This window comes from Amycolatopsis sp. NPDC031561 (assembly GCF_055580625.1).
Map to the genome: position 1 here is coordinate 332,176 of NZ_JBVILA010000006.1, position 22,812 is coordinate 354,987.

At 69.9% G+C, this 22,812-nt stretch carries 21 protein-coding genes; 18 read left to right on the forward strand and 3 right to left on the reverse strand.

What is annotated here, in order from left to right; genetic code table 11:
- Positions 1-18 precede the first annotated feature (18 nt).
- Complete coding sequence (locus ACZ5IK_RS16815) at positions 19-1,227, reverse strand: riboflavin synthase (RefSeq protein WP_465488489.1); 1,209 nt, start codon at positions 1,225-1,227, stop codon at positions 19-21.
- A gap of 203 nt (positions 1,228-1,430) precedes the next feature.
- On the reverse strand, positions 1,431-2,810 hold the full coding sequence (locus tag ACZ5IK_RS16820; protein WP_465488490.1) for an MFS transporter: 1,380 nt from the start codon (positions 2,808-2,810) through the stop codon (positions 1,431-1,433).
- Positions 2,811-2,866: 56 nt separating this feature from the next.
- Here ACZ5IK_RS16820 and ACZ5IK_RS16825 point away from each other — a divergent pair, with 56 nt between their 5' ends.
- The 15 genes from ACZ5IK_RS16825 to ACZ5IK_RS16895 all read left to right on the forward strand — a co-directional run bounded on the left by ACZ5IK_RS16825 (position 2,867) and on the right by ACZ5IK_RS16895 (position 18,748).
- Entirely contained in the window at positions 2,867-3,352 is a 486-nt protein-coding gene (locus ACZ5IK_RS16825) for a MarR family winged helix-turn-helix transcriptional regulator (protein WP_465488491.1), read from the forward strand.
- 58 nt (positions 3,353-3,410) lie between these two features.
- The gene (locus ACZ5IK_RS16830; RefSeq protein WP_465488492.1) at positions 3,411-4,349 is read left to right on the forward strand and encodes a hydroxymethylglutaryl-CoA lyase; all 939 of its coding nucleotides are present in this window, start codon (positions 3,411-3,413) and stop codon (positions 4,347-4,349) included.
- Positions 4,346-5,065: an enoyl-CoA hydratase/isomerase family protein gene (locus ACZ5IK_RS16835; RefSeq protein ID WP_465488493.1), complete on the forward strand. Its 720-nt coding sequence runs from the start codon at positions 4,346-4,348 to the stop codon at positions 5,063-5,065. Before ACZ5IK_RS16830 ends, ACZ5IK_RS16835 begins: the two co-directional genes overlap by 4 nt.
- Entirely contained in the window at positions 5,062-6,249 is a 1,188-nt protein-coding gene (locus ACZ5IK_RS16840) for a CaiB/BaiF CoA transferase family protein (protein WP_465488494.1), read from the forward strand. The genes ACZ5IK_RS16835 and ACZ5IK_RS16840 overlap by 4 nt, the downstream gene beginning before the upstream one ends.
- Complete coding sequence (locus ACZ5IK_RS16845; RefSeq protein ID WP_465488495.1) at positions 6,250-7,014, forward strand: enoyl-CoA hydratase/isomerase family protein; 765 nt, start codon at positions 6,250-6,252, stop codon at positions 7,012-7,014.
- Positions 7,014-8,615, forward strand: coding sequence for an AMP-binding protein (locus ACZ5IK_RS16850; RefSeq protein ID WP_465488496.1), 1,602 nt, complete (start codon positions 7,014-7,016; stop codon positions 8,613-8,615). Before ACZ5IK_RS16845 ends, ACZ5IK_RS16850 begins: the two co-directional genes overlap by 1 nt.
- Positions 8,612-9,565, forward strand: a complete 954-nt coding sequence (locus ACZ5IK_RS16855; RefSeq protein WP_465488497.1) for an NAD(P)H-dependent flavin oxidoreductase — start codon at positions 8,612-8,614, stop codon at positions 9,563-9,565. The genes ACZ5IK_RS16850 and ACZ5IK_RS16855 overlap by 4 nt, the downstream gene beginning before the upstream one ends.
- A gap of 364 nt (positions 9,566-9,929) precedes the next feature.
- Complete coding sequence (locus ACZ5IK_RS16860) at positions 9,930-10,436, forward strand: TetR/AcrR family transcriptional regulator (protein WP_465488498.1); 507 nt, start codon at positions 9,930-9,932, stop codon at positions 10,434-10,436.
- A 184-nt stretch (positions 10,437-10,620) separates the two neighbouring features.
- Positions 10,621-12,066 carry an aldehyde dehydrogenase family protein gene (locus tag ACZ5IK_RS16865; protein ID WP_465488499.1) on the forward strand — a complete coding sequence of 482 codons (1,446 nt, stop codon included), beginning with the start codon at positions 10,621-10,623 and terminating at the stop codon, positions 12,064-12,066.
- 27 nt (positions 12,067-12,093) lie between these two features.
- A complete protein-coding gene (locus tag ACZ5IK_RS16870) occupies positions 12,094-13,374 on the forward strand; it encodes an aminotransferase family protein (RefSeq protein WP_465488500.1) in 1,281 nt (426 codons plus the stop codon).
- Between the two features lie 10 nt (positions 13,375-13,384).
- The gene (locus ACZ5IK_RS16875) at positions 13,385-14,431 is read left to right on the forward strand and encodes an extracellular solute-binding protein (RefSeq protein ID WP_101607134.1); all 1,047 of its coding nucleotides are present in this window, start codon (positions 13,385-13,387) and stop codon (positions 14,429-14,431) included.
- On the forward strand, positions 14,428-15,285 hold the full coding sequence (locus tag ACZ5IK_RS16880) for an ABC transporter permease (RefSeq protein WP_465488501.1): 858 nt from the start codon (positions 14,428-14,430) through the stop codon (positions 15,283-15,285). The genes ACZ5IK_RS16875 and ACZ5IK_RS16880 overlap by 4 nt, the downstream gene beginning before the upstream one ends.
- Entirely contained in the window at positions 15,278-16,099 is an 822-nt protein-coding gene (locus ACZ5IK_RS16885) for an ABC transporter permease (RefSeq protein ID WP_465488502.1), read from the forward strand. Before ACZ5IK_RS16880 ends, ACZ5IK_RS16885 begins: the two co-directional genes overlap by 8 nt.
- On the forward strand, positions 16,092-17,117 hold the full coding sequence (locus tag ACZ5IK_RS16890; RefSeq protein ID WP_465488503.1) for an ABC transporter ATP-binding protein: 1,026 nt from the start codon (positions 16,092-16,094) through the stop codon (positions 17,115-17,117). Before ACZ5IK_RS16885 ends, ACZ5IK_RS16890 begins: the two co-directional genes overlap by 8 nt.
- Complete coding sequence (locus ACZ5IK_RS16895; protein WP_465488504.1) at positions 17,114-18,748, forward strand: amidohydrolase; 1,635 nt, start codon at positions 17,114-17,116, stop codon at positions 18,746-18,748. The genes ACZ5IK_RS16890 and ACZ5IK_RS16895 overlap by 4 nt, the downstream gene beginning before the upstream one ends.
- Before the next feature lie 7 nt (positions 18,749-18,755).
- Here the strand turns inward: ACZ5IK_RS16895 and ACZ5IK_RS16900 are convergent, their stop codons facing one another.
- The gene (locus tag ACZ5IK_RS16900; RefSeq protein ID WP_465488505.1) at positions 18,756-19,175 is read right to left on the reverse strand and encodes a MarR family winged helix-turn-helix transcriptional regulator; all 420 of its coding nucleotides are present in this window, start codon (positions 19,173-19,175) and stop codon (positions 18,756-18,758) included.
- A gap of 57 nt (positions 19,176-19,232) precedes the next feature.
- On the opposite strand from ACZ5IK_RS16900, the gene ACZ5IK_RS16905 reads away from it, so the two are divergent.
- The 3 genes from ACZ5IK_RS16905 to ACZ5IK_RS16915 are packed head-to-tail and all read left to right on the forward strand — an operon-like array spanning position 19,233 to position 22,408.
- On the forward strand, positions 19,233-19,751 hold the full coding sequence (locus ACZ5IK_RS16905; protein ID WP_101607128.1) for a DUF6790 family protein: 519 nt from the start codon (positions 19,233-19,235) through the stop codon (positions 19,749-19,751).
- Positions 19,748-20,407: a TMEM175 family protein gene (locus ACZ5IK_RS16910; RefSeq protein WP_465488506.1), complete on the forward strand. Its 660-nt coding sequence runs from the start codon at positions 19,748-19,750 to the stop codon at positions 20,405-20,407. Before ACZ5IK_RS16905 ends, ACZ5IK_RS16910 begins: the two co-directional genes overlap by 4 nt.
- A 57-nt stretch (positions 20,408-20,464) precedes the next feature.
- Positions 20,465-22,408 carry an NPCBM/NEW2 domain-containing protein gene (locus tag ACZ5IK_RS16915; protein WP_465488507.1) on the forward strand — a complete coding sequence of 648 codons (1,944 nt, stop codon included), beginning with the start codon at positions 20,465-20,467 and terminating at the stop codon, positions 22,406-22,408.
- Positions 22,409-22,812: the final 404 nt, after the last annotated feature.

A 22,812-nucleotide genomic window follows, 5' to 3' on the forward strand; every position in this document is an offset into this window, starting at 1 on the left:
CGCGACGAGCCGCGACCGTCAGAGCCACGCTTTCAGATCGGCCAGGTCCACCACGGGCATCCCCCAGCGCAGCGCCGCGACTTCGAGGTCGGCACTGCCCGCCATCGTGCCGTCGGGGTTCATCACCTCGCAGCACACGCCGACCGGCGGGAGACCCGCGGCGACGCACAGCGCGACCGTCGCTTCGGTGTGCCCGGACCGCTCGGCGAGCAGGCCCGGCCGTGCGGCGAGCGGGAAAACGTGTCCGGGGCGCAGAAAGTCCTGGGACGTCGCGGCCGGGTCGGCCAGTTTCCGTACGGTGGCGGCACGTTCGGCCGCGGACACGCCGGTCCCCGTTCCCGCGGCCAGATCGACCGGTATCGACCATGCCGTTCCCTGCCGGTCGCCCTCACCGGGCATCGGCGCGATTTCCAGTCGCTGCAACACTTCCGGCGCGCAGGGCACTGCGGGAAAACCGCAGACCTGGGTCAGCAGGAAGGTGAACGACTCGGGCCGGAGCCGGGCCCCGGCGAAGATCACGTCGCCCTCGCCCTCGGTTTCCGGGTCCCAGACGATGACACCGCCACCCGCGGCGAGCTGGCGCAGCACCTTCTCGACACCGGCGCGCCCGTCGACATGACCGGCCCACGGCAGCTGCGGCAACGCTCTTCCCACCGCCGAAACAGGGGCTTTCTCCACCAAACGGCCGACCAGGTCGAGTTCCAGGTTGACCCGGTCACCGGCCTTCAGCGCACCGAGCGTGGTGGCCGAGCGGGTCATCGGGAGCAGCACGACCGAGATCCGATCGCGCAGCACTTCGGCGATGGTCACGCTGACACCGTCGAGGGCGATCGGGGACTTCGCGAGCACCCTGTCCAGCATCCGTGCCGGAGGCCGGAGCCAGATCCGGCGGGCACCGCCTTCGTCATCTATCCGGATCACCTTGCCGACCGCGTCGACGTAACCCTGGACCAGGTGACCGTCCAGCGCGTCGCCGACCTGAAGCGGCGTCTCGACGTTCACCGCGTCCCCGGTGGCGAGCGTGTCGAACGTCGACCGGCGACGGGTCTCGGCGGTGATCACCGCCTCCAGGACGCCGTCGTGGGGCCGCACGGTGAGCCGTACGCCGTTGACACACACGGAACCGCCCTCGCTGACGCGGTCCGCGCTCTTCGGCGCGCGCACACGCAGCACGTCGGCCTTGATCTGTTCGACGGCACCCAGCTCGCCGATTCGTCCAGTGAACATGAATTGACACCCCGTTTTGACGGCGTACCCCAGTAAAGCCCGGTCATTGCCGGACGCAGGGGACGCGGGGTCTCACCGCCTGGCCCCGGAATCGCACCGGGTCGTTCCGCCCCATCGGCAGAACCGGCCGACTATACGGCCACACCGTGGAATCGCACCACGAGCTGATCATATCCAGATCGTGAATCAAGTGTCGAGGATCTTCACTTCTTCTCCTTGAGGTCGGCCGCCTTCACGCCGACGAGCAGGACGATCACCGCGATCAGCACCATCCCGCTGCTGATCTGCAGTCCGAGGCCGAGACTCCCGGTCGCTGATTGGATGAACCCGAGCAGGGAAGGCGACGCGGCCGCCGCGAAGGAGCCCATCGAGGTCACGACGGCGATCCCGGTCGCGGCCGCGCGGTCGGAAAGATAGATCGACGGGATCGAGTAGAACACCGTCAGACCCGAGTAGTGCGCCGCCGCGAGGACGGCGAGCAGCACCACGACCGCGAAGACGTTGCCGTGGAAAAGGGAAATCGCGAACATCGCGAGCGCCGCGACGATCCAGGCCGTGGCGGCGTGCCGGCGCCGCTCGAGGGTGCGGTCGGAATGCCGCCCGACGATCAGCATGGCGACGATCCCGGCCAGCGGCGGCACGGCGGAGAACAGGCCGAGGTCCAGCACGTCGCCCACGCCGGCGTCGGCGATGATCCTGGGCGCCCAGAAGGAAACCGCGTTCGCGAGGGTGTACGCGCCGCACGCGCACAGCCCGAGGATCCAGACCTTGGGGTCGCTCAGCGCCGCGCGGAGACCGGCATGGGTTCGCGTGCCGCCCGCCCCTCCCTTGAGGCGCTGATCGGCGTCGAGGTCGGCGCGGACCGCGGCCTTCTGCGCCGGAGTGAGCCAGCGGACCTGTTCCGGCTCGTCGGCGAGCCAGAACAGCACGGCGAGGGCGAGCAGGATCGGCGGGATCCCTTCGACGAGGAAAAGCCATTGCCAGTCCGCGAGTCCCGCGACACCGCCGAGGCTGTGCATGATGCCGCCGGAGATCACCGAACCCACGATCCCGGAAACCGGTACCCCGATGAAGAAGATCGCGGTCATCCGGGTCCGGCGCGCCGACGGGAACCAGCGGGACAGATAGAACAGCGCCCCCGGGAAGAACCCCGCTTCGGCGACGCCGAGCAGGAACCTCGCCACATAGAACGTGTACTCGTCCTGGACGAACATCGTCGCCACGGTCACGACCCCCCAGGAGGCCATGATGCGCACCAGGGACTTGCGCGCCCCGATCCGTGCCATCAGAGCGTTGCTCGGCACCTCGAAGAGGATGAACCCGACGAAGAACACCGTCACGCCGAGGCCGTAGACCGCGGGGCCGAAACCGAGATCGCGTTTGAGGCCCTCCTGCGCGATCCCGATGTTCGTCCGGTCGATGAAGCTGACGATGTAGCAGATCACGAGCAAGGGCATGATCCGCAGCGCGATCGCCCGGTAGGTGGCGGGACGGTCGACCGGCACGGCGGACTGTTCGGTGGCTGGACTGGGATCGGCCACGGTCTTCGACTCCCTTGTCGGCGGCGGGGACGACGCGAGCATGCGCCGCAAGTGTTGATACTGTCAACACCCGGTGTCCGATGGGTAGGATGCCCGGCATGACCGAACGTCCGGACGGACACGAGCTCGTCCCGATCTCCCAGCTGCTGTCCTACCGACTCTCCCGCACGTCGGCCGCCTTGTCGCGCTCAGCGGCGTTGCGCTACCGCCGGGAGTTCGACGTGAGCCTCGGCGAATGGCGGGCGATCGCCCTCATCGCCGCGGACCCGACACTCACGCTCAACCGGCTGGCACGGCGGGCAGGCTTGGACAAAGCGCAGATGAGCAGGGTGGTGGCGAAGCTGGTCGAGCGCGGTTTGGTGAACCGCACGGCCTCGTCCGGCCGCACTTCCCGCCTGGCGCTGACCGAGGACGGGCTCACCGTGTACCGGGGTCTCATCGTCGCGGCGAACGAGCGCGACGCCGCTTTCCTCGGCATCCTGACCTCCACCGAAGCCGAGATCCTCGAACGCGCCCTCGACAAGCTCGCCGACGCCGCGCTCGTCATCGAACAGGAAGAGCGCGAGCGTGACACGAAACCCTAAGTGTTGACATTATCAACTCGCGGCGGGTAGTTCTGGAGTCACCGTAGGAGGTGACTCGATGACCGACGGGGTCACGATTTGTGAGTGCTTCGCCAGGGACGGGCTGCAGCACGAGCCCGCGTTCGTCCCCACCGCGACGAAGGTCGCCCTGCTGGAAGGTTTCGCCCGCGCGGGGTTCACCCGTATCGAAGCCACGAGCTACAGCCACCCGGAGCGCGTCCCGGCGTTCGCCGACGCGAGCGAGGTGCTCGCCTCCCTCGCCCACCGGCCGGGCGTGGCGTTCAAGGCGACGTGCCCCAATCCCCGCGCGGTGACGCGTGCACTGGAAGACCTGGATCGCGGGGCCGGGGCCCAAGAGCTGAGCCTGCTGGTCTCGGCCAGTGAGAGCCACACCGAACGGAACCTGCGCACCACCCGCGCCGCCCAGTGGGAGCGGGTCGCGGAGATGATCCGGTTGGCGGACAAGCGTTTCCGCCTGATCGGCGTCGTGTCCGTCGCCTTCGGCTGCCCGTTCGAAGGCGCTGTCGACCCGGGCCGGGTCGCCGAGGACGTCGCCCGGTTCGCCGACCTCGGCGCCGACGCGGTCACCCTGGGCGACACCACCGGGGTGGCGACGCCGAAGACCGTCACCGCCCTGTTCGAGCGACTCGGCCGGGCCCATCCCGGACTGCCGCTGATCGCGCACTTCCACAACTCGCGGGGCGCGGGCATCGCCAACGCGGTGGCCGCGCTGGACGCGGGCTGCCGCCACTTCGACAGCGCGATGGGCGGGGTCGGCGGCCACCCGGCGTCGATCGGCTACGGCGCCGGGCTCACCGGGAACGTCTGCACCGAAGACCTCGTCGACCTCTTCCACGCGATGGGTGTCCGAACCGGACTGGACCCCGACGCGCTCGCCGAGTCGTCCGCCGCCTGCGAGAAAGCACTCGGCCGCCCGCTGCACAGCATGGTCGCGCGAGCCGGTTTCGCCCGCACGCAAGGAGAAAGCCGACGATGATCCTGCTCACCGAGGACCACGACCGGGTCCGCGTCCTCACCCTCAACCGGCCGGACAAGCTCAACGCGCTCGACACCGCCCTCACCCGCACACTGCGGGACGCGCTCGATGACGCAGACCTCGACCCCGGCGTCCGCGCGGTGGTGCTGACCGGCAACGGCCGCGGATTCTGTGCGGGCGCGGACCTTTCCGAGTTCTCCGCGCTCACTCCGGAGCAGCCCGACGCCGTACTGGAGCGAGCGGCGCTGACCGCCGGGCTCCAGACGCGGATGCAGCGGATGGGCACCCCGGTCGTCACCGCGGTCCGCGGCGCGGCGGTCGGCGGCGGCGCGGGCCTCGCGATCGGCGCCGACATGGTCGTCGCGGGCACCGACCTGCGCTTCGGCTACCCGGAACTGCGGCACTCCCTCGTCCCGGCCCTGGTGATGACCGGTCTGGTGCGGCACCTGGGCCGCAAACTCGCCTTCGAGCTGATCAGCACCGGCAGGCTGCTCACGGCGGCCGAAGCGTTCGAACACGGCCTGGTCAACAGCGTCGTCGAGCCGGAGAACGTCCTCTCCGCCGCGATGGAGATCGCCGCGGGCTGGGCGGCGGTGGAGCCGCGCGCCCTGAGCGCCGCCAAGGACCTGTTCTACCGGGTCGCCGACCTGCCGACCGACGCCGCCGTGCGCGCCGGGCAGGACGTGAACGCCCTGATGCGGGGGTTCCGCCGGTGACTCCGCCACTCGAAGGCATCACCGTGCTCGACTTCTCCCGGGTGCTGGCCGCCCCGATGGCCACGCAGGTCCTCGGCGAGCTGGGCGCGACGGTGATCAAGGTCGAACGCCCGGGCTCCGGCGACGAGACCCGGGGCTTCGAACCCCGGCTCCCCGCCGGGGAAAGCGCCTACTTCTTCGCCGTCAACCGGGGCAAACGCTCGGTGACCCTCGACCTGAAGGACACCCGCGGCCGCGACGTCGCCCGCCGCCTCGCCGCCGACGCCGACGTCGTCGTGGAGAACTTCCTGCCCGGCACGATGGACCGGCTCGGCCTCGGCTACGAGGAGCTGGCCGCGGGCAACCCCGGCCTCGTGTACGTGTCCGCCACCGGGTTCGGGCAGACCGGCCCGGACCGTGCCCGCAAGGGGTACGACACCGTCTTCCAGGCCCTGTCCGGAGTCATGGCGATGACCGGTGAACCGGATGGCCCGCCGGTCAAGACCGGGATCCCGGCGGCGGACCTGACCTCCGGGCTCTGGGTGGTCATCGCGGCGCTGACCGGGCTGGCGGGCCGGGGCTCCACCGGCCGCGGCCGCCACCTGGACGTGTCGATGATGGACGTCCAGCTCAGCCTGCACGCGCTGAACGCCGCCCGGTTGTTCGCCCTCGACGAGGATCCGGCGCGGACCGGCAGCCAGCACCCCGGGCGCGTCCCGTCCGCCGCCTTCGAGGCCGCGGACGGCCGCTGGGTGCACATCAGCTGCAGCGACCAGCACTGGGCGCCGCTGTGCCGGGTGCTCGGCCTCGACGACCTCGGCTCCGACGGCGAACTCCGGCACAACGCCGGGCGGGTCGCCCACCGGGACCGGGTGATGACCGCGCTGCGCACGGCGATCGCCGACCGCGAAAGCGGCGAGCTGGTCGAGGAACTGCGTGCGGCCGACGTGCCGGTGGGCGAGGTCCGCGGCGTCCGAGAGGCACTGGACGATCCGCACGCGCGGGCGCGCGGCGTCGTCGGCACCTTCGCGCATCCCACCGAGGGCACGTTCCCGGCGATCCGCACTCCCCTGCGGGAAACCGGGGCACGGCCAGAAGACCTGGAAAGCCCGCCGTTGCTGGGCGCCGACACCGAGACCGTGCTCGCGGAAGCGGGCTTCGGCTCGGCCGAGATCGCCGCTCTGCGCGACGAAGGAGTGATCTGAGTGGACGAGCGGATCCTGCTCGACGTCACCGCCGGGATCGCCCGGCTGCAACTGGCCCGCCCGGCCGCCCGCAACGCCGTGGACCTGCCGCTGTGCCTTCAGCTGCGCGCGGCGTTCGACGAGATCGATGCCGACGAGTCGGTCCGCGTCGTCCTGCTGTCCGGGCAGGGTCCGGTCTTCTGCGCGGGCGCCGACCTCAAGGAGCGCACCGGCAAGGACGCGTCGTGGGTACGCCGCCGTCGCGCGGCCTCGTTCGCCGCCTACGCCGCGATCGCGGCGTGCCGCCGTCCGGTGATCGCGCTGGTGCACGGGGCCGTCGTCGGCTCGGGCGGCGAGATCGCCCTCGCCGCCGATTTCGCCATCGCGGCCGAGGGCACCACGTTCCGGTTCCCCGAACCGCACTGGGGCACGATCGGCGCCACCCAACGGCTGCCGAGGGCGATCGGGCCACGCCGCGCCAAGGAACTGCTGTTCACCAATCGCCCCGTCGGAGCGGAAGAGGCCCGCGATCTCGGGCTCGTCGTCCGCGTCGTTCCCCTGGCAGAGCTGGCCGACGTCGGCGACGAGACGGCACGGTCGATCGCCAAGGCACCACCGGGTGCCCTCGCGCTGACCAAACGCGCGGTGGATCTCGGCACCGAAACCGACCTCGACCGCGGCATCCGCATTGAAATGGCCGCGATCGAGCAGAATCTGCAGACTGGCGACTGGCGTGACGGCGTCGAGCGCTTCTCGGCCACCGCGACATCCAAGGAGGCAGAGTGATGGACCTGCGCACCGTCTGCCCGCTCACCGCGCACGAGGCGCTGGAGCGCGCCGCGCTGACCGCGCCGGACGTCGAGGCCGTCGTCACCGCCGAATCCCGCGTCACCTACGGCGAACTCGCCGCGAACGTCGCGCGGATCCGGTCCGCGCTCGCGGCACACGGCGTCGGGCGGGGTGACCGCGTCGGCGTCTGCCTCGGCAACGGGCCCGGCTGGGTCGCGTTGTTCGTCGCGATCGGCTCGCTCGGCGCCGTCACCGTGCCCGTCAACACCCGGTGCACCGCCGACGAGGTGCGGTACATGCTCGCCAAGGCGAAGGTGTCCACCCTCTTCGTCGCGAACCGCTTGCTGCGTGTCGACTTCGTCGCGATGCTGCGCGAGCTGGGCCTCGGGACCGACGGGCGCTGCGCCACGTTGCCCGACCTGACCTCCGTGGTCGTCCTGGGCACGGAGGTGCCGGAGGGGGTGACGTCCTGGAAGGCGTTCCTCGCCGCGGCCGGCGGCGACACCCCGGCCACCGCGGAACCGGACGACGTGCTGCTCGTGCAGTACACCTCGGGCACGACATCCCGGCCCAAAGGCGTCCTGCTCACCCATCGGAGCATGTGCGCCAACGCGTACTTTTCGGGCGCCCGGCTCGGGTTCCGTCCCGCCGACCGCTTCCTCAGCGCCCGCCCCTTCTTCCATGTCGCCGGAAGCACGCTTTCGGTGCTCGCCAGCCTGCAGCACGCCGTCACCTTGGTGGCCATGGCCAAATTCGAGGCGGCAGAGGCCTTGCGCCTGCTGGAAGAGGAGCGCTGTACCCATTTTTCGGGCAACGACACCATCGCGATGATGTTGCTCAACCATCCGGACCGCGCGGCGCGGAAACTCCACCTGCGCGGTGCCTGGGTCGCGGCGTCGCCGACGGTGATCCGGCGGGTGATCGACGAACTCGGCGCCCGTGAATGCGTCGCTGGATACGGCCTGTCCGAGGCGTCGCCGAACGTCGCGCAGTCGTGTTGGTGGGAGCCCGAGGAGCTCCGGGCTTCCGGCGCGATGGCCGTCGAACCCGGGGTGGAGGTCCGCATCCGCGCGCTCGACGGGGACCACGACTGCGCGCCGGGCACCCCGGGCGCGATCCTCGTCCGTGGCTGGAACGTCATGCGGGGTTACCTCGACGACCCCGGCCAGACCGCCGCCGCGATCGACGCCGGCGGCTGGTTGTCCACCGGGGACGTCGGCCTGCTCGACCACTCCGGCAGGCTCCATTTCTCCGGGCGCACCAAGGACATCATCCGAGTCGGGGGTGAGAACGTCGCCCCGGCCGACGTCGAGGACGTCCTGCACCGTCATGCCGCGGTCCGGCAGGCCTCGGTGGTCGGAGTGCCGCACGAGCGGCTGATCGAGGTCCCGTTCGCGTTCGTCGTGCTCCGCGAACCCGGCGCGGTCACCGAAGAGGAACTCTTGCGCTGGGCGAAGGCGAACATGGCGGGTTTCAAGGTGCCGCACCATCTTCGGATCGTCGATGGCTTCGAGGGAATCGGCATGACCGCGAGTTCGAAGGTGCGGAAGAACCAGCTCGCGGAGCATGCCCGCACCCTGCTCGGACCCGTCCGATGAGGCGGATCCGCACCCCGGTCACCGAACTGCTGGACATCGCGCTGCCGATCGTGCAGGCGGGGATGTCGTGGGCCTCGTCGTGCTCGGCCCTGCCGCTCGCGGTGAGCAACGCCGGTGGGCTCGGGGTGGTCGCCGCCGGGCCGATGCGGCTGCCGGACCTGGCCCGCACCCTCGACGAAATGGCCGGCGGCACCGAGTCGCCGTGGGCGGTGAACCTGCCGCTCTACCGGGCGGGCGCCGATGACGTGATCGAGTTGCTGCTCACGCGCCGCCCGCCGGTGCTGATCGCCTCGCAGGGCGGTCCGCGACGCTACCTCGAGCGCTTCCACGACGCCGGGACGACCTGCCTGCACGTGGTCGCCGGAACCGAGCACGCGAAGAAGGCCGTCGACGCCGGTGTCGACGGGCTCGTCGTCGTCGGCGCCGAGGCCGGAGGGCATCCGCCGCCCGGCCTCGTCACGACGCTGGTCCTCACCCGCGCTGTCGCCACCGCTGTCCCGGACACGCCGATCGTCGCGGCCGGGGGCTTGGCCGACGGCGCCGGCCTCGCCGCGATGCTCGCCCTCGGGGCGGGCGCCGCCCAGTTCGGCACCCGGTTCCTCGCCAGCACCGAAGCCACCGTCCACCCGGACTACAAGGCCGCCGTGGTCGCCGCCGGCATCGACTCGACCCGCACGGTCGGCCGGGAACTCGGCCTGATCCGCGCGCTGGCCAACGACTTCACCGACCGGATGACCGGCCTCGAGGATTCCGCGGCCGATCTCGAACGGCGACGTGCGGTGTTCACGGCCTCGACGCTGCGAGACGCCGCGCTCGACGGCGACCTGACGAACGGCAAGGTCGAAGCGGGTCAATCGGCCGGGCTGGTGACCGAGGTGCTGCCCGCGGGCGAGATCGTGCGGCGGATCGTCGAGGAGTACGACGCGGCTGTGGAGCGGCTACGGCCCTGAGGACCACAGCGACCGACCCGGTACCGGCGCGCTTGCCGACTTGAAGTACGTGAAGGCCCCCTTCCTTGCGCTAGACGCAAGGAAGGGGGCCTTCACGTACTTGGGCATGGCGTGAGGGGCGAGTTTCCTCGGCTGAGCCGAGGGAAGGGGGCCTTCACGCGCGGCCGCTGTGACTGCTGGTGCGCTTGCGACGAATGTGGCGATCCGGGGGTCCGTGAAGGCCTCCTTGAGGGACCCTGGGTCCCTCAAGGAGGCCTTCACGGACTTGGCCACCCTGCAAGCCAGCGCCCGGCAGTAGCGCGACATTACATCTGTAATGTAGCCTCCTCCCACAAGCCCTCGGTCGCGCAAGGAGGTTCCGGGAATGAAGCGGGCACTCCAGCGCGCCGCGGTCGAAGTCGTGGCACGCGAAGGACTCCGCGGCCTCACCTACCGCGCGGTCGCCAAGGCGGCAGACTGCACCACGGGCGCGGTCCAGCACCATTTCTCGTCCATCGACGATCTCCTCCAGTCCTCATTGGACTGGGTACTCGAAGAGAGCGCCGAGAACGGCTTGATCGGCGCCCGCACCGGAGTGTTCGCCGACGGTGAGGAAGTCCGGAAGCGATACCAGGACAGCGCGGAAATCCAGATCTTCCAGTACCAACTGGTCGTGGAGTCCGCGCGACGACCGGAGTTGCGGCCGGTGGTCCGGCGGCTCTATCGCGGATATCTCGATGCGGTCGGCAAAGAACTGCCCGCGGACGACGGATTCGCGCAACTCGTTTTCTACGCCCTCGACGGAATGTTCCTGCATCAGGTGGCAGATCCGGAAGTCGACCCCGGCCCGGCACTCGAAGCCCTGCACGCCATCTTGGCGAACCACAGCTAAGACCGGCAGTACTGCCGCCCAGTGACACGCACCCCGCGTGACACCGGGCCACAGTACTGCCGTTTTTCGTTACAGGGCAACAACTCCCGACTGTCCTTTTCAGACTTTCGAAACCGATTAGGTGTTGACTTAATCAACACTCGGGAGTCAGACTCGGCGCATCCCTGAAGCGAAAGGCCTTCCGATGCCCGACACCGCTGCCGCGACCTTGCTGATCGACGGTCGCCCGCTTTCCGCCCCGGCGACGTTCGACGTCGTGGACCCCGCGAGCCTCGACGTCCTCGGCCAGGCAGCCGACGCGGACCCCACCCACGCTCTCGCCGCGCTCGACGCCGCGGCCGCCGCCGCTCGCGGCTGGGCGGACACCGACCCGGAGACCCGCGGTGGGCACCTTCGCGCCGCGGCGGCGGAAATCCGGGCACGCCAAGGTGAACTCGCCTCGTTGCTGAGCCGCGAGAACGGCAAACCCCTCGCGGAGGCCGCGGGCGAACTCGCGAGCGGGGCGCGGATGCTGGAGTGGGCCGCGGAAGAGGGACGGCGTGCCTACGGCCGGGTCACCCCCGCCTCCGCGGCGGGCCCCGGGTTGGTGCTGCGCTCCCCCGTCGGGCCGGTCCTCGCGATCACGCCGTGGAACTTCCCGGCGAGCATGCTGCTGCGCAAGGTCGGTCTCGCCCTGGCCGCGGGCTGCCCGGTGATCGCCAAACCGGCCGAACAGACACCGCTCATCGCCACCGCGCTGCTCGACATCCTGCAGGCGACCGGCCTTCCCGCGGGCGTGCTGCAATCCCTGACCACGAGCCGCCCCGCTGAACTCGTCGGAGCACTGCTGGCCGATCGCAGGCTGCGCAAGGTCAGCTTCACCGGATCGACCGAGGTCGGCCTCGGCCTGCTGCGCCAGACCGGCGACACGCTTCGCCGCACGTCGCTCGAAATGGGCGGGCACTCCCCCGCGATCGTCTTCGCCGACGCGGATCTCGAAGCGGCCGCCGCCGGCGTGGTCACCGCGAAGTTCTTCAACGCGGGCCAAAGCTGCACGGCCGTGAACCGGCTTTACGTCCACGAAAGCGTGCGAGACGACCTGCTCGCGCTGATCGAGAAGAAAACGGCCGCGCTGCGCGTCGGGCGCGGAGACACCGAAGGCACCACAGTCGGTCCGTTGATCGACGAGGCCGGGCTCGCGAAGGTCGAGAACCAGGTCGCCGACGCCGTGGCCAAGGGCGCCCGGGTCCTGATCGGCGGTGGTCGCTGGGAGTCCGGCGACCCGACGCTGCGCGGCCACTGGTTCCGGCCCACGGTGCTGACCAGCGTCACCACGGACATGCTCATCAGCCACGAGGAGACGTTCGGCCCGGTGCTCGCCGTCGCCACGTTCACCGACGACGACGAGGCGATCGCCCTGGCCAACGCCACGGACTACGGGCTCGCCGCCTACCTGTTCGGCAGCGACCTGCGCCGTGTCTGGCGAGCACTCGACCGCTTGGACTTCGGCGTGATCGGGGTCAACGACCCGGCCCCGGTACGCCCGGAACTGCCTTTCGGCGGCCAGAAGAACTCCGGCCAGGAACGCGAAGGCGGCGCCGAAGGGATCGAGGCCTACACCGAGACGAAGGCCGTGGCGCTGCGGTTCTGAGCACGCCCGGGCAAAGAAAGGACCTTCATGACCAGCACCACCGACCTCGCCGCTCTCGACCGGCGCACCCTCGTGCACCCGCACACCACGATCGGCGCCCCCGCCGAACCGCTCATCCTCGACCGCGGTGAAGGCGCCCTGCTGTGGGACACCGAAGGCCGCCGGTACATCGACGGCACCTGCGGGCTGTGGCAGTGCCCGGTCGGCCACGGCCGCACCGAGCTCGCCGACGTCGCCGCCGAGCAGATCCGACGGCTGGAGTTCTACTCGTCCTTCGGTGACTACTCGAACGCTCCGTCGATCCGCCTCGCCGAACGGCTGCTGTCGCTCGCTCCCGCCGGTCTGGAACGCGTGTTCCTCACCAACGGCGGTTCGGAAGGCAACGAGACCGCGATCAAGCTCGCCCGCCTCGCCTTCCACCACGCCGGTTCTCCGGAGCGGACGGTGGTGCTGGCCCGGACCGGCGGCTACCACGGCATGGGCGGCGCCTCTCTCGCCGCCACCGGGATCGAGGGCCTGCGCGCCGGGTTCGGCCCGCTGCTGCCCGACATCGAATGGCTGGGAAAGCCCCACGCCATCGAGTACGGCCCGGACGCGACGGACGTGCTCGTCGCGGAGCTGGAACAGCGCATCGCCGAGATCGGCGCGCACCGCATCGCCGCGTTCATCGGCGAACCGGTGCTGGGCGTCGGCGGCATGGTGCCGCCGCCGGACGGGTACTGGCCCCGCGTGCAGGAAGTGTTGCGGCGCAATGGGATCCTGCTGATCGTCGACGAGATCGTGACCGCCTTCGGCCGGACGGGACACTGGTTCGGCAGTCAGCACTTCGGCATCGAGCCGGACATGATCGTCACCGCGAAGGGCATCACCAGCGGCTACGTCCCGATGGGCGCGGTACTCATCGGCCGCCGGGTGCTCGATCTCGCCGACGGAGCCACGTTCCTGCACGGTTTCACCTACAACGGTCATCCCGTCGGCGCCGCGGTCGCGCTGGCGAACCTCGACATCATCGAGCGGGAGAACCTGCTCGAACGCGCCCGCGTCCTCGGCGCCCGGCTGCGCGCGCGGCTCGACCCGCTCACCGAACTCCCCCACGTGCGCGAGGTCCGCGGCGTCGGCCTGATGCTCGGCATCGAGTTCACCGACGTGCCGACGGCGTCGGTGCAGTCCGGCTGCCGCGCGGACGGCGTGGTGGTCCGCGCCTCCGGCACCAGCATCGTGCTGTCCCCGCCGCTGGTCATCACCGAGGAGCAGATCGACACCCTGGCCGACGTCCTGTGCCGCCACGTCGCGGCCGCGGCGAGCTGAGGAGAACCCCATGAGACGCCGGATACCGACGCTGCTGTCCGCCGCGCTGACCGTTCCCCTCGTCGCCACCGGATGCGCCATCTCCGAGGGCGGCCCGAATTCGCTCGTGTTCGTCTCCTACGGCCAGGGCGCCTACCAGGCGGGACAGCGCTCAGCGTGGCTCGACCCGTACGAGAAGCGGACCGGGACCACGGTCACGATCGACGGCCCGTCGAGCAACGCCAAGCTGAAGGCGATGGTCGAGGCGGGCAAGGTCACCTGGGACGTCGTGGACACCGACGCCTCCGCGGCCGCCGCGGTCTGCGGCAGCCTGCTCGAACCCATCGACATGGGACCTCTGGCGGCGGGTTTCCCGAAGGGGTCGCTGACCGACTGCGGGGTGCCGGACGCCTTCTTCGGCATGATGCTGATGTACGACACCAAGGTCTACGGCGACCACCCGCCGACCCGCATGGCCGACTTCTTCGATCCCCGGAAGTTCCCCGGACGGCGGATCATCTACGGCGGCGACCCGAGTGTGGGCACGATCGAAGCCGCTCTGCTGGCCGACGGAGTCCCGCGCGACGCGCTGTACCCGCTCGACGTCCCCCGCGCGCTGTCGATGTACGACCGGATCCGGCCGTTACTCACCATCACCAGCACCTACGGCGACCAGCAACAGCGGATGGCGGGCGGGCAGGCGGACATGGCGCTCATCGTCAGTGCCCGCGCGTTCTCGCTGCTGAAAGCCGGGGCGACCCACTGGAAGGTGGTGCCCGGCATTCCCGTCCCGGTGACCTGGGACGTGCTCGTCGTGCCCAAGGGGACACCGCGCGCGGACGAGGCCAAGCGGCTGATCCGGTTCGCCTCGGAACCGGCGCAGGCGGCGGCTTTCGCGGCCAGTGCGGGCGTCGGGCCCGCGAACACCGCCGCACCCCCACTGGCCACGGCGATCGGCCGGGAACTCGACATCTGGGGAGAGGGCAAGGAGGACCTGCGGGTGCTCAGTGACGTGCGCTGGTGGGCGGCGAACCGCACCAGGCTCGTCAAGGCATGGTCGGACTGGAGGACCGGATGATCACCGTCCTGAGAACGAGGCGGCCCGCTTCCGCGGCCTGGCTGCTGTTCCCCGCCGCGGCGGTGGTGCTCGTGTTCTTCTTCTACCCGCTCGCCGCGATCCTCTGGCGCAGCTTCACCGAGCCCGATTTCGGCGTCGGCAACTACCTGGCCGTCCTCGGGGACGAGGTGCAGATCCGCGTGCTGCTCCGGACCTTGCGGACCGCGCTGATTATCACCGTCGCCACGCTGATCGTCGCCTATCCGTACGCCTACGCGATGACCCTGGTCGGGCGCCGGGCCCGCGCGGTGTTGACGCTGCTGGTCCTGATGCCGTTCTGGACCAGCGTGATGGCCCGCAACTTCGCTTGGTACGTCCTCGAACAGCGGGGCGGCGTGATCGAGAAAGTGCTCGCTTCGATCGGCTTCGACGGGGTGGTGCTCCTGGGGTCGGTGGCCGGGGTGACCGTCGCGATGGTGCAGGTGATGCTGCCGTTCATGGTGCTTCCGCTGCACAGTTCCATGACCGGGATCGACCGCAGCCTGCTCCACGCCGCCGGCAGCCTCGGCGCGTCCCGTCCGGTCGCCTTCCTGCGGGTGTACGTGCCGCTGTCGATGCCAGGAGTCCTGGCGGGAGTGTCGGTGGTGTTCATCATGTCTCTCGGCTTCTACATCACCCCGGCACTGCTCGGCACGCCGCAACAAGCGCTGGCCGCGCAGGTGATCGGGACCCAGGTCAACGATTTGCTCGACTTCGCCGGAGCCGGTGCGCTCGGAGCGATCCTGCTGGTCGTCACGCTCGTGGTGCTGGCCGTGCTCAGCCGGGTGGCCGCACCGCTGGGTACCAGCGCGGCGGGAGGTGCCGACCGTGGCTGACAACCCGTCCATTTCCCGAGCCGCGCTCCGGCAACGAACGCTCGGCTGGGGACTGCGCGCGTGGGTCGCCCTCGTCGGGTTCGTGCTCGTCGCCCCCACCCTCGTCGTGATCCCGATGAGCTTCGGCGCGGGCTCGACCTTCCAGTTCCCGCCCGACGACTGGTCGTGGCGCTGGTACGGCGAGTTCTTCGGCAGCAAGCAGTGGCTCGCCGCGCTGACCAATTCGGTCCAGGTCGGCCTGCTGGCGGCGGTGCTCGCGACGGTCGTCGGGGTGGCGGCCGCGTTCGGTCTCGACCGCGCGCGGTTCCGGGGCCGCGGCGTCGTGCGGCAACTGCTGATGGCACCGATGATCCTGCCGGGGATCGTCGTCGCGGTCGCCGTCTACGGGGTCTTCCTTCGCTGGCAGCTCAACGGGACGATGCTCGGTTTCGTGCTGGCGCACGCCGTGCTGGGCGTGCCGTTCGTGCTGACCTCCGTGCAGACCAGTCTCGCCGGCTACGACCCGGTCGTGGAGAAGGCCGCGGCGAGTCTCGGCGCGCCGAAGATCACGACGCTGCGCAAGGTCGTGCTGCCGATCATCGCTCCCGGCGTGATGTCGGGTTTCGTGTTCGCCTTCGCGACCTCCTTCGACGAGGTCGTGGTCGCCCTCTTCCTGCAGACGCCCGCCATCAAGACCTTGCCGGTGAAGATGTACGAGTCGATCGTCCTCGAGATCGACCCCACCATCGCCGCAGCGTCGAGCCTGATCGTCGTGTTCACCACGATCCTGCTGTTCGTGCCCACGTTCCTGCGCCGACGGAGCCACCATGACTGACGACCACCGCGGTATCACCACCGCCAACGTGACCAAGGCGTACGCCGGCGTCGGCCGTCCCGCCGTGGACGACGTCTCGCTGCACATCGCCGACGGCGAGTTCATGACCTTCCTCGGCCCCTCCGGTTCGGGCAAGACGACGATGCTCTCGATGATCGCCGGTTTCACCCCGCTCACCGAGGGGTCGATCACCCTGGACGGTCAGGAGATCTCCCGGCTCAAACCGCACCGGCGCGATCTCGGGGTGGTGTTCCAGCAGTACGCCCTGTTCCCGCACATGTCGGTCGCCCGCAACGTCGCGTTCGGGCTCACCCAGCGCAAACGGCCGAAGGCGGAGATCGACCGCCGGGTCACCGAGGTGCTGGAGATGGTCGGCCTGTCCGCGGTCCGGGACCGGTTGCCCCGTCAGCTTTCCGGCGGTCAGCAGCAGCGGGTCGCGCTGGCCCGCGCCGTGGTCTACCAGCCCCGGGCGCTGCTGATGGACGAGCCGCTGGGCGCCCTCGACAAGAAGCTGCGCGACCAGCTGCAGCGCGAGATCGCCCGGATGCACCGCGAGCTGGGCATGACGTTCCTGTTCGTCACCCACGACCAGCAGGAGGCACTCACCCTGTCCGACCGGATCGCGGTGTTCAACGAGGGCCGGATCGAACAGGTCGGCACCCCCGAAGACCTTTACGAGCGCCCGGAAACGTTGTTCGTCGCGCAGTTCGTCGGCGAGTCCAACGCCCTGTCGCTGACGCCAGGTGAAGTCACGATCGTGCGGCCGGAACGGCTGACGCTGTACACCCGCGCCGAACCGGTCCCGTCCGGGCACCAGCGGGTCAGCGCCCAGGTCACCGACATCGTCTACGTGGGCGACCACAGCCGGATCTGGCTGCGGTACGCCGACGGGGCCCGCGGCTGCGCGGTGCTGGCCGCGGGCGCGGCACACGAACACCGTCCCGGCGACGACGTGACCGTGGCCTGGCATCCGGAACATCAGGCGGCCGTCCCCGCCGCGGAAAAGGCGGCGGTATGACCTCCGATCTGCTCCTGCACGGCGGTCTCGTGCGCACCTTCGACGCCGAACTCGGGAACGCCACGGCGATTCTGCTTTCCGGCGGCCGTGTGGTCGCGGTCGGGGACGACGACACCGTCTCCGCCGCGGCCGCCCCTGGCACCCCGTCGATCGATCTGCGGGGACGCACCGTGCTGCCGGGGATCAACGACGCGCATCTGCATCTGGCCTGGTACGCCTTGGCCGGGCCGGAGTTCTGCGTGAATCTCGCGGCCTCGGCGAACCTCGCCGAGGTCCGGAGGGCGCTGGACGCCGCACCATCGGGCGAATGGATCGTCGGCCGCGGCTGGCGTGAGACCACCATCGCCGAATTCGCCGACGGCCGGTCCGCACCGTCGCGGGTGTGGCTCGACGGCGTGACCGGGACCCGGCCCACGGTGCTGCACCACGCCTCGTCCCATTCGATCTGGGTCAACAGCGCCGCGCTGGAGCGGGCCGGGATCACCGCGGCGACACCGGATCCCACGGCGGGAGAGATCGTCCGGGACGCCGCCGGGGAGCCGACCGGAGTGCTCGTGGAAAGCGCGCAGGAACTCGTGGCCGGGTTGCTTCCGCAGCCGACCCGGGACGAACGGCTGGACGCGACCGCGCGCACGATGGCCCGGCTGAACCGGCTGGGCGTCACCAGCGTCACCGACCCGATCGTTCCGCCCGGCTTGTGGCAGGACTACCGGGATCTGCACGCGGCGGGCCGGATGACGCTGCGGGTCACCGCCCTGCTGCACTGGAACTGGCCTTCTCCCACGACTTCGGCGGCCGACTTGGCCCGGGCGCTGGACAGTACGGACCTGGAGACCGGGGACGACCTGCTGCGCGTCGGCGGGATCAAGCTGTTCGCCGACGGCGTCCCGACGCACTGCACGGCCTGGATGCACCAGCCGTATCCCGATGGCGGGCACGGAAGTCTCGTCACGGTCGGATCCGGCGATCCGGAACAAGTCCGTGAACTGCACGAACTGATCGCCGTCGCCCACCGGCGCCGGGTGCGCGTACAGGTCCACGTGACCGGCGATCGCGCGGCCGACGCCGTGGTCGACGCCATCGAGGCCGCCGCGGCCGCCGACCCGTGGCCGGACGCGCGGCACGTGCTCATCCACGGCACCTTCCTTTCGCCGGAAGTGCACGAACGCCTGGCCCGGACCGGGACCGGCGTGATCACCAGCTCGCTCATGCGGACGTTCAGCGGTCCGTCGATGGTCCGGATCGTGGGCGAAGACCGCTGGCAGGAGTCGTTCCCCGCGCGGACGCTGCTCGACCACGGGGTGACGGTCGCCGACAGTTCGGACGCCCCGGTGACCGAGCCGGACTGGCGACGCGGGGTCGCGACGTTCACCGGTGAGCCGGGGCCCAACCCGTTTTCCCTGCTCCCGCAAGAGAAATTGCTCAGCCGGGAAGAGGCGTTGCGACTGTGGACGACCGGCCCGGCGTGGCTGGAACATGCCGAGAGCCGCAAGGGGACTCTGGCGGCGGGCAGGCTCGCCGACCTGACCGTCCTCGATCAAGATCCGGTCACCGCGAGCGGGCCGGAACTGCTCGGCACCCGTTCGGACCTGACCGTCGTCGGCGGGCGCGTGGTGTCCGAAGTGGACTGAGGCATCCTCAGTCGGGAGTGAGGATCTCGGCCAGCCGAAGGGTGTCTTCCAGGTAGCGGTCGTAAGGAAAACCTGCCGCGACGAGCCCCGCGCGGAACTCGTCGTAGAGCGGTTTTCCGGCGGCGTGGAAGGCTTTCCGGCCGTCCTCGGTGAGGCGGACCAGCCGCCGTCGCGCGTGTTCGGGGTCGACGGTGATCTGCACCAGACCCTCCGCCTCGAGCGGTCGCAGCGCCCGGCTGATCGCCGGATCGGACACCGACAGCGCTTGCGCGAGCCGATGCTGCGTCGTCGGCTCGACCTCCTCCAACGTGCCCAGAAGCCGTATCTGACTGTAGGTCAAACCGCCGGGGTCGTCGGTGCGTCTGCGGGCCGCTTCGCCCAACAGCATGACCACGCGGTGCAACAAGTCTCCGAGTCCATCGTCCACGTGACCCACCTTACCAGAGTCTTGACGAGTTAATATTAACTAGGTAAGACTGAGCCCATGGACAACTTCTCTTACCTCGCCCAATCCGCCTTCCCGCTGGTCTGGGTCGTGGTGCCCGCCATCGGAGCCTCGATCCGCGCACGCCGCGCCACGTCCTCTGAAGAACGACTCGAGATCTGGCAGCGCTGGTGGGCCATCGGCGCCTTCGGCTGCGGCAGCCTGTGGATGACGATCGCCTTCCTGGCCTTCCCCGACGTCATGGCGACGGCGATCGGCTTCGAGCGGACCCCCTTCCTGTTCGAAATCGCCTTCGCCAACCTCGGCATGGCCCTCCTGGGCTTCCGGGCAGCCTCGGCATCGGCGCGCGAACGCATCACCATCGGCATCGGTGGCGGGATGTTCCTCTGGGGAGCCGTGGTCGGCCACGTCTACCAGTGGTTCGCCAACGGTGACCACGCTCCCGGCAACACCGGCGGAGTCCTCGTCACCGACATCCTGATCCCGGCGGTCATGATCTTCCTGGCCGTGCGGTCCCGGCGCCTCGCGACCACCACCCGTCAGCCAGTCGCGGCATGACCACCCCCACCGGCCCCGGCGAGACGTCCGGGAAGACGCGCGCGGCCGCCGCCGAGCGGCTCACCATCTTCGTCGACGCGGTGATCGCGATCGCGCTCACCTTGCTGGCCCTGGATCTCCCGATCCCGCACGGCGACACCACCGACGCCATGCTGGGGTCGGTGGCGGACCACGGCAAGGAATACCTTGCCTTCGCGCTCGGTTTCGTGGTGATCGCCGCCCACTGGCGCGCCCACCACGAGATCTTCCCCTACGTCCGCTCGCTGAGCGGACGCCTGATCAGCCTCACCCTGGCCTGGCTGTTCATGCAGGTCCTCATGCCGTTCGCGACGCGGGTGCTCACCGCCGACGGCGCCTTCCCGCTCCGGTTCGGCTTCTACGCGATGGTGCAGGTCCTGGCCTCCGCGTCGTTCGCACTGATCATCCGGGAGATCCGCCGCGAACACCTGTACGGAACGGACGGCCCGCCCCGGGTCTTCGCCCAAAGCCTGACACGCAGTGTCTGCCTGGCCGCGGTGTTCGGGCTGTCCATTCCCGTCGCGTTCCTGACCGAGGGCACCGGTGCGTACCTGTGCTGGCTCGCCGCGCCGATCGCGCTCACCATCGCCCGCCGCGTCCAGGATCGCAAGCCGTCCGCGGCCTCGCATCCCTCTTGACCGTTGTCGCGAGGCAAGGCGATCCTGGGAGTCTTGTCTGCTTTCTGGAGGGGACCAATGCGACGACTCTTCGTGCTGCTCTGCGCACTTTTCCTGACAACGACCGCCGTTCCCGCGGCGGCCGATACGCCCCCTGATCCGGTTCCTGGCGAAAGACCCCCGCTGGGGATCACCTGGGCGACCGGGGATCCCTACTGCATCTACAACCGGTTCACCGAGGACGTCGTGAAAGCCGCGGCGGACCAGCTGGTCACCTCCGGGCTGAGGGACGCCGGGTACGAGTACGTCATGTTGGGCGACTGCTGGCAGGCGGCCGAGCGCGACGCCGCCGGGAAGCTCACCGCCCGCGCCAGTTTCCCTTCGGGCATCCCGGCGCTGGCGGACTACGTGCACTCGCGCGGGCTCAAGATCGGTCTCTACAGCGGAACCGGCGAAAAGACCTGTAGCCGTCAGGCGGCGGGCTCGCTCGACCACGAGGACCTCGACGCCCAGACCTTCGCCGATTGGGGCGCGGACTACCTGCGCTACGACACCTGCCACAGCGTCAACGGCGACGCGCCCGCGCGGGTCAAGAAGATGGCGGACGCGATCAAGCGCACCGGCCGTCCCATCACGCTCGAGATCGACGATTACGACCGCGACCAGAGCCAATGGCTGTGGGGACGGGCCGCCGGCGCGCAGATCTGGCGTACGTACAAGCACGCGACCTTCAACTTCGGGTACTCGACGGACAGTCTCGACAAGCAGTACGGGCTGGACGGCTACAAGGGCTCGGGTGGCTGGAACATGCCGGGCCCGTTCACCTTCAGCTACCTCAGCACCGCGGAGCGCCAGGCCAAGCTCGGGCTGTGGGCGGTGCTCAACGCACCGCTGGTGGCCGACATGGCGCTGGCGGCCGACACCACGCTCCCGGCCGCCGAGATGAAGAACCCCGACATCATCGCCGTCCAGCAGGACTGGGCGGGCGTCGCCGGGCACAAGGTCCGCGACACGGGCTGGACCGAGGTGTGGACGAAACCGATGTCCGACGGCTCGGCCGTGCTGGTGCTGTTCAACCGCGGCGAACTGGCCACGCCGATCACCACCTCCGTGGCCGATGCCGGACTCCCCGCCGCGTCCGGGTATCGCGTGCGCGACCTGTGGACCGGCGACGAGACCGAAACGACCGGTGCCCTCCGCGAAACCGTCGGACGCCACGCCGCCACCGTGCTGCGCGTGTGGCCGACGAACGCGACCGCCGCGCCGCGGACGTCGCTGGCCGTCGAGCTGCCCGACTCCGTGCCGCCGTCCCAGCCGGTCACCGCCACGGTCAAGTTCACCAACGCCGGTTCGACGCCGATCACCGGCGCCCACCTGCGGTTGACCGCACCCGCGGAATGGCGGATCGACATCCCCGCCGAAGCGACCACCGAGACCGTTGAACCGGGTGACACGTGGGAGACCCCGGTGACGCTGACCCCGGTTTCGACGGCCACCCAGCCGTTCAAGATGCCGGGCACCGTGACGTACACGACCACACAAGGCGCGCGGACTACGACCACGTCGGCCGAGGCGCCGCTCATGCTCGCGCCGAATCCGCCTTACACCAACGGGTTGCTCAGCACTCAGCCGTGGATCTCCTCGGAGAACGGCCTCGGCCCGGTCGAACGGGACAGCACCGACAACGGGCACCCGTTCAAGATCAACGGCAAGACCGAGACACGCGGCGGGCTGGGCGCGCACGCGCCGTCGGTGGTGCGGTACTACCTCGGCGGCAAGTGCAAGCAGTTCACCGCGGGCGTCGGCGTCGACGACCGCGGACCGAACGGGACGCTCGGGTTCCGCGTACTCGGTGACGGCGTCGAACTGGAGGCCACGGGGAACATGCGGCACGGGGACGCCGTGCAGCGTCTCGTCGTGCCGGTGACGGGTGTGCAGGTACTCGCACTCGCCGTGGACGACGCGAGTGACGGCTCCGCCGGGGACTGGGGAGACTGGGTTTCCCCTTATCTCAGCTGCTGAAAGGGTTATTGAGGGGTAAGGCAAACGTGTCGCGTTCACGGGCGGGTCGTGCCGGACTGGCCGCACCCTGACTGTCCATATAGGACACTTTTACCACTCACGACCTCTCGAAAACCGCACATCTAGCCATCAACCGGACATTCAGCCGCCAGAGAGTGTCCCCTGTGGACACTCGGGGAACGACTGGCGCCCGCAGGCACCGTTGTCCTGGGTGACGCCGCTCCCCCGGCCGTGACTGAAGGTTCAGACCGCGTGGGTCGGGTTGGTCGTGAGTGGCGTTTCGGGTTCTATTGGGGGGGTAAGTCAAAAGTGGCGTGTTCGTGGGCGGGGCAGGCGACGGGGTGGAGGTGTCTTTCGCCACGTTCGATACCGAGTGGCCGTGTCGCGAAAGCCACTTTCGGGAC

Excerpts from the sequence above, each read along its gene's own strand:
- ACZ5IK_RS16815 (WP_465488489.1), bottom strand. The coding sequence starts at position 1,227 with ATGTTCACTGGACGAATCGGCGAGCTGGGTGCCGTCGAACAGATCAAG.
- ACZ5IK_RS16820 (WP_465488490.1), bottom strand. The coding sequence starts at position 2,810 with ATGCTCGCGTCGTCCCCGCCGCCGACAAGGGAGTCGAAGACCGTGGCC.
- ACZ5IK_RS16825 (WP_465488491.1), top strand. The coding sequence starts at position 2,867 with ATGACCGAACGTCCGGACGGACACGAGCTCGTCCCGATCTCCCAGCTG.
- ACZ5IK_RS16830 (WP_465488492.1), top strand. The coding sequence starts at position 3,411 with ATGACCGACGGGGTCACGATTTGTGAGTGCTTCGCCAGGGACGGGCTG.
- ACZ5IK_RS16835 (WP_465488493.1), top strand. The coding sequence starts at position 4,346 with ATGATCCTGCTCACCGAGGACCACGACCGGGTCCGCGTCCTCACCCTC.
- ACZ5IK_RS16850 (WP_465488496.1), top strand. The coding sequence starts at position 7,014 with ATGGACCTGCGCACCGTCTGCCCGCTCACCGCGCACGAGGCGCTGGAG.
- ACZ5IK_RS16855 (WP_465488497.1), top strand. The coding sequence starts at position 8,612 with ATGAGGCGGATCCGCACCCCGGTCACCGAACTGCTGGACATCGCGCTG.
- ACZ5IK_RS16860 (WP_465488498.1), top strand. The coding sequence starts at position 9,930 with ATGAAGCGGGCACTCCAGCGCGCCGCGGTCGAAGTCGTGGCACGCGAA.
- ACZ5IK_RS16865 (WP_465488499.1), top strand. The coding sequence starts at position 10,621 with ATGCCCGACACCGCTGCCGCGACCTTGCTGATCGACGGTCGCCCGCTT.
- ACZ5IK_RS16870 (WP_465488500.1), top strand. The coding sequence starts at position 12,094 with ATGACCAGCACCACCGACCTCGCCGCTCTCGACCGGCGCACCCTCGTG.
- ACZ5IK_RS16875 (WP_101607134.1), top strand. The coding sequence starts at position 13,385 with ATGAGACGCCGGATACCGACGCTGCTGTCCGCCGCGCTGACCGTTCCC.
- ACZ5IK_RS16880 (WP_465488501.1), top strand. The coding sequence starts at position 14,428 with ATGATCACCGTCCTGAGAACGAGGCGGCCCGCTTCCGCGGCCTGGCTG.
- ACZ5IK_RS16890 (WP_465488503.1), top strand. The coding sequence starts at position 16,092 with ATGACTGACGACCACCGCGGTATCACCACCGCCAACGTGACCAAGGCG.
- ACZ5IK_RS16895 (WP_465488504.1), top strand. The coding sequence starts at position 17,114 with ATGACCTCCGATCTGCTCCTGCACGGCGGTCTCGTGCGCACCTTCGAC.
- ACZ5IK_RS16905 (WP_101607128.1), top strand. The coding sequence starts at position 19,233 with ATGGACAACTTCTCTTACCTCGCCCAATCCGCCTTCCCGCTGGTCTGG.
- ACZ5IK_RS16910 (WP_465488506.1), top strand. The coding sequence starts at position 19,748 with ATGACCACCCCCACCGGCCCCGGCGAGACGTCCGGGAAGACGCGCGCG.
- ACZ5IK_RS16915 (WP_465488507.1), top strand. The coding sequence starts at position 20,465 with ATGCGACGACTCTTCGTGCTGCTCTGCGCACTTTTCCTGACAACGACC.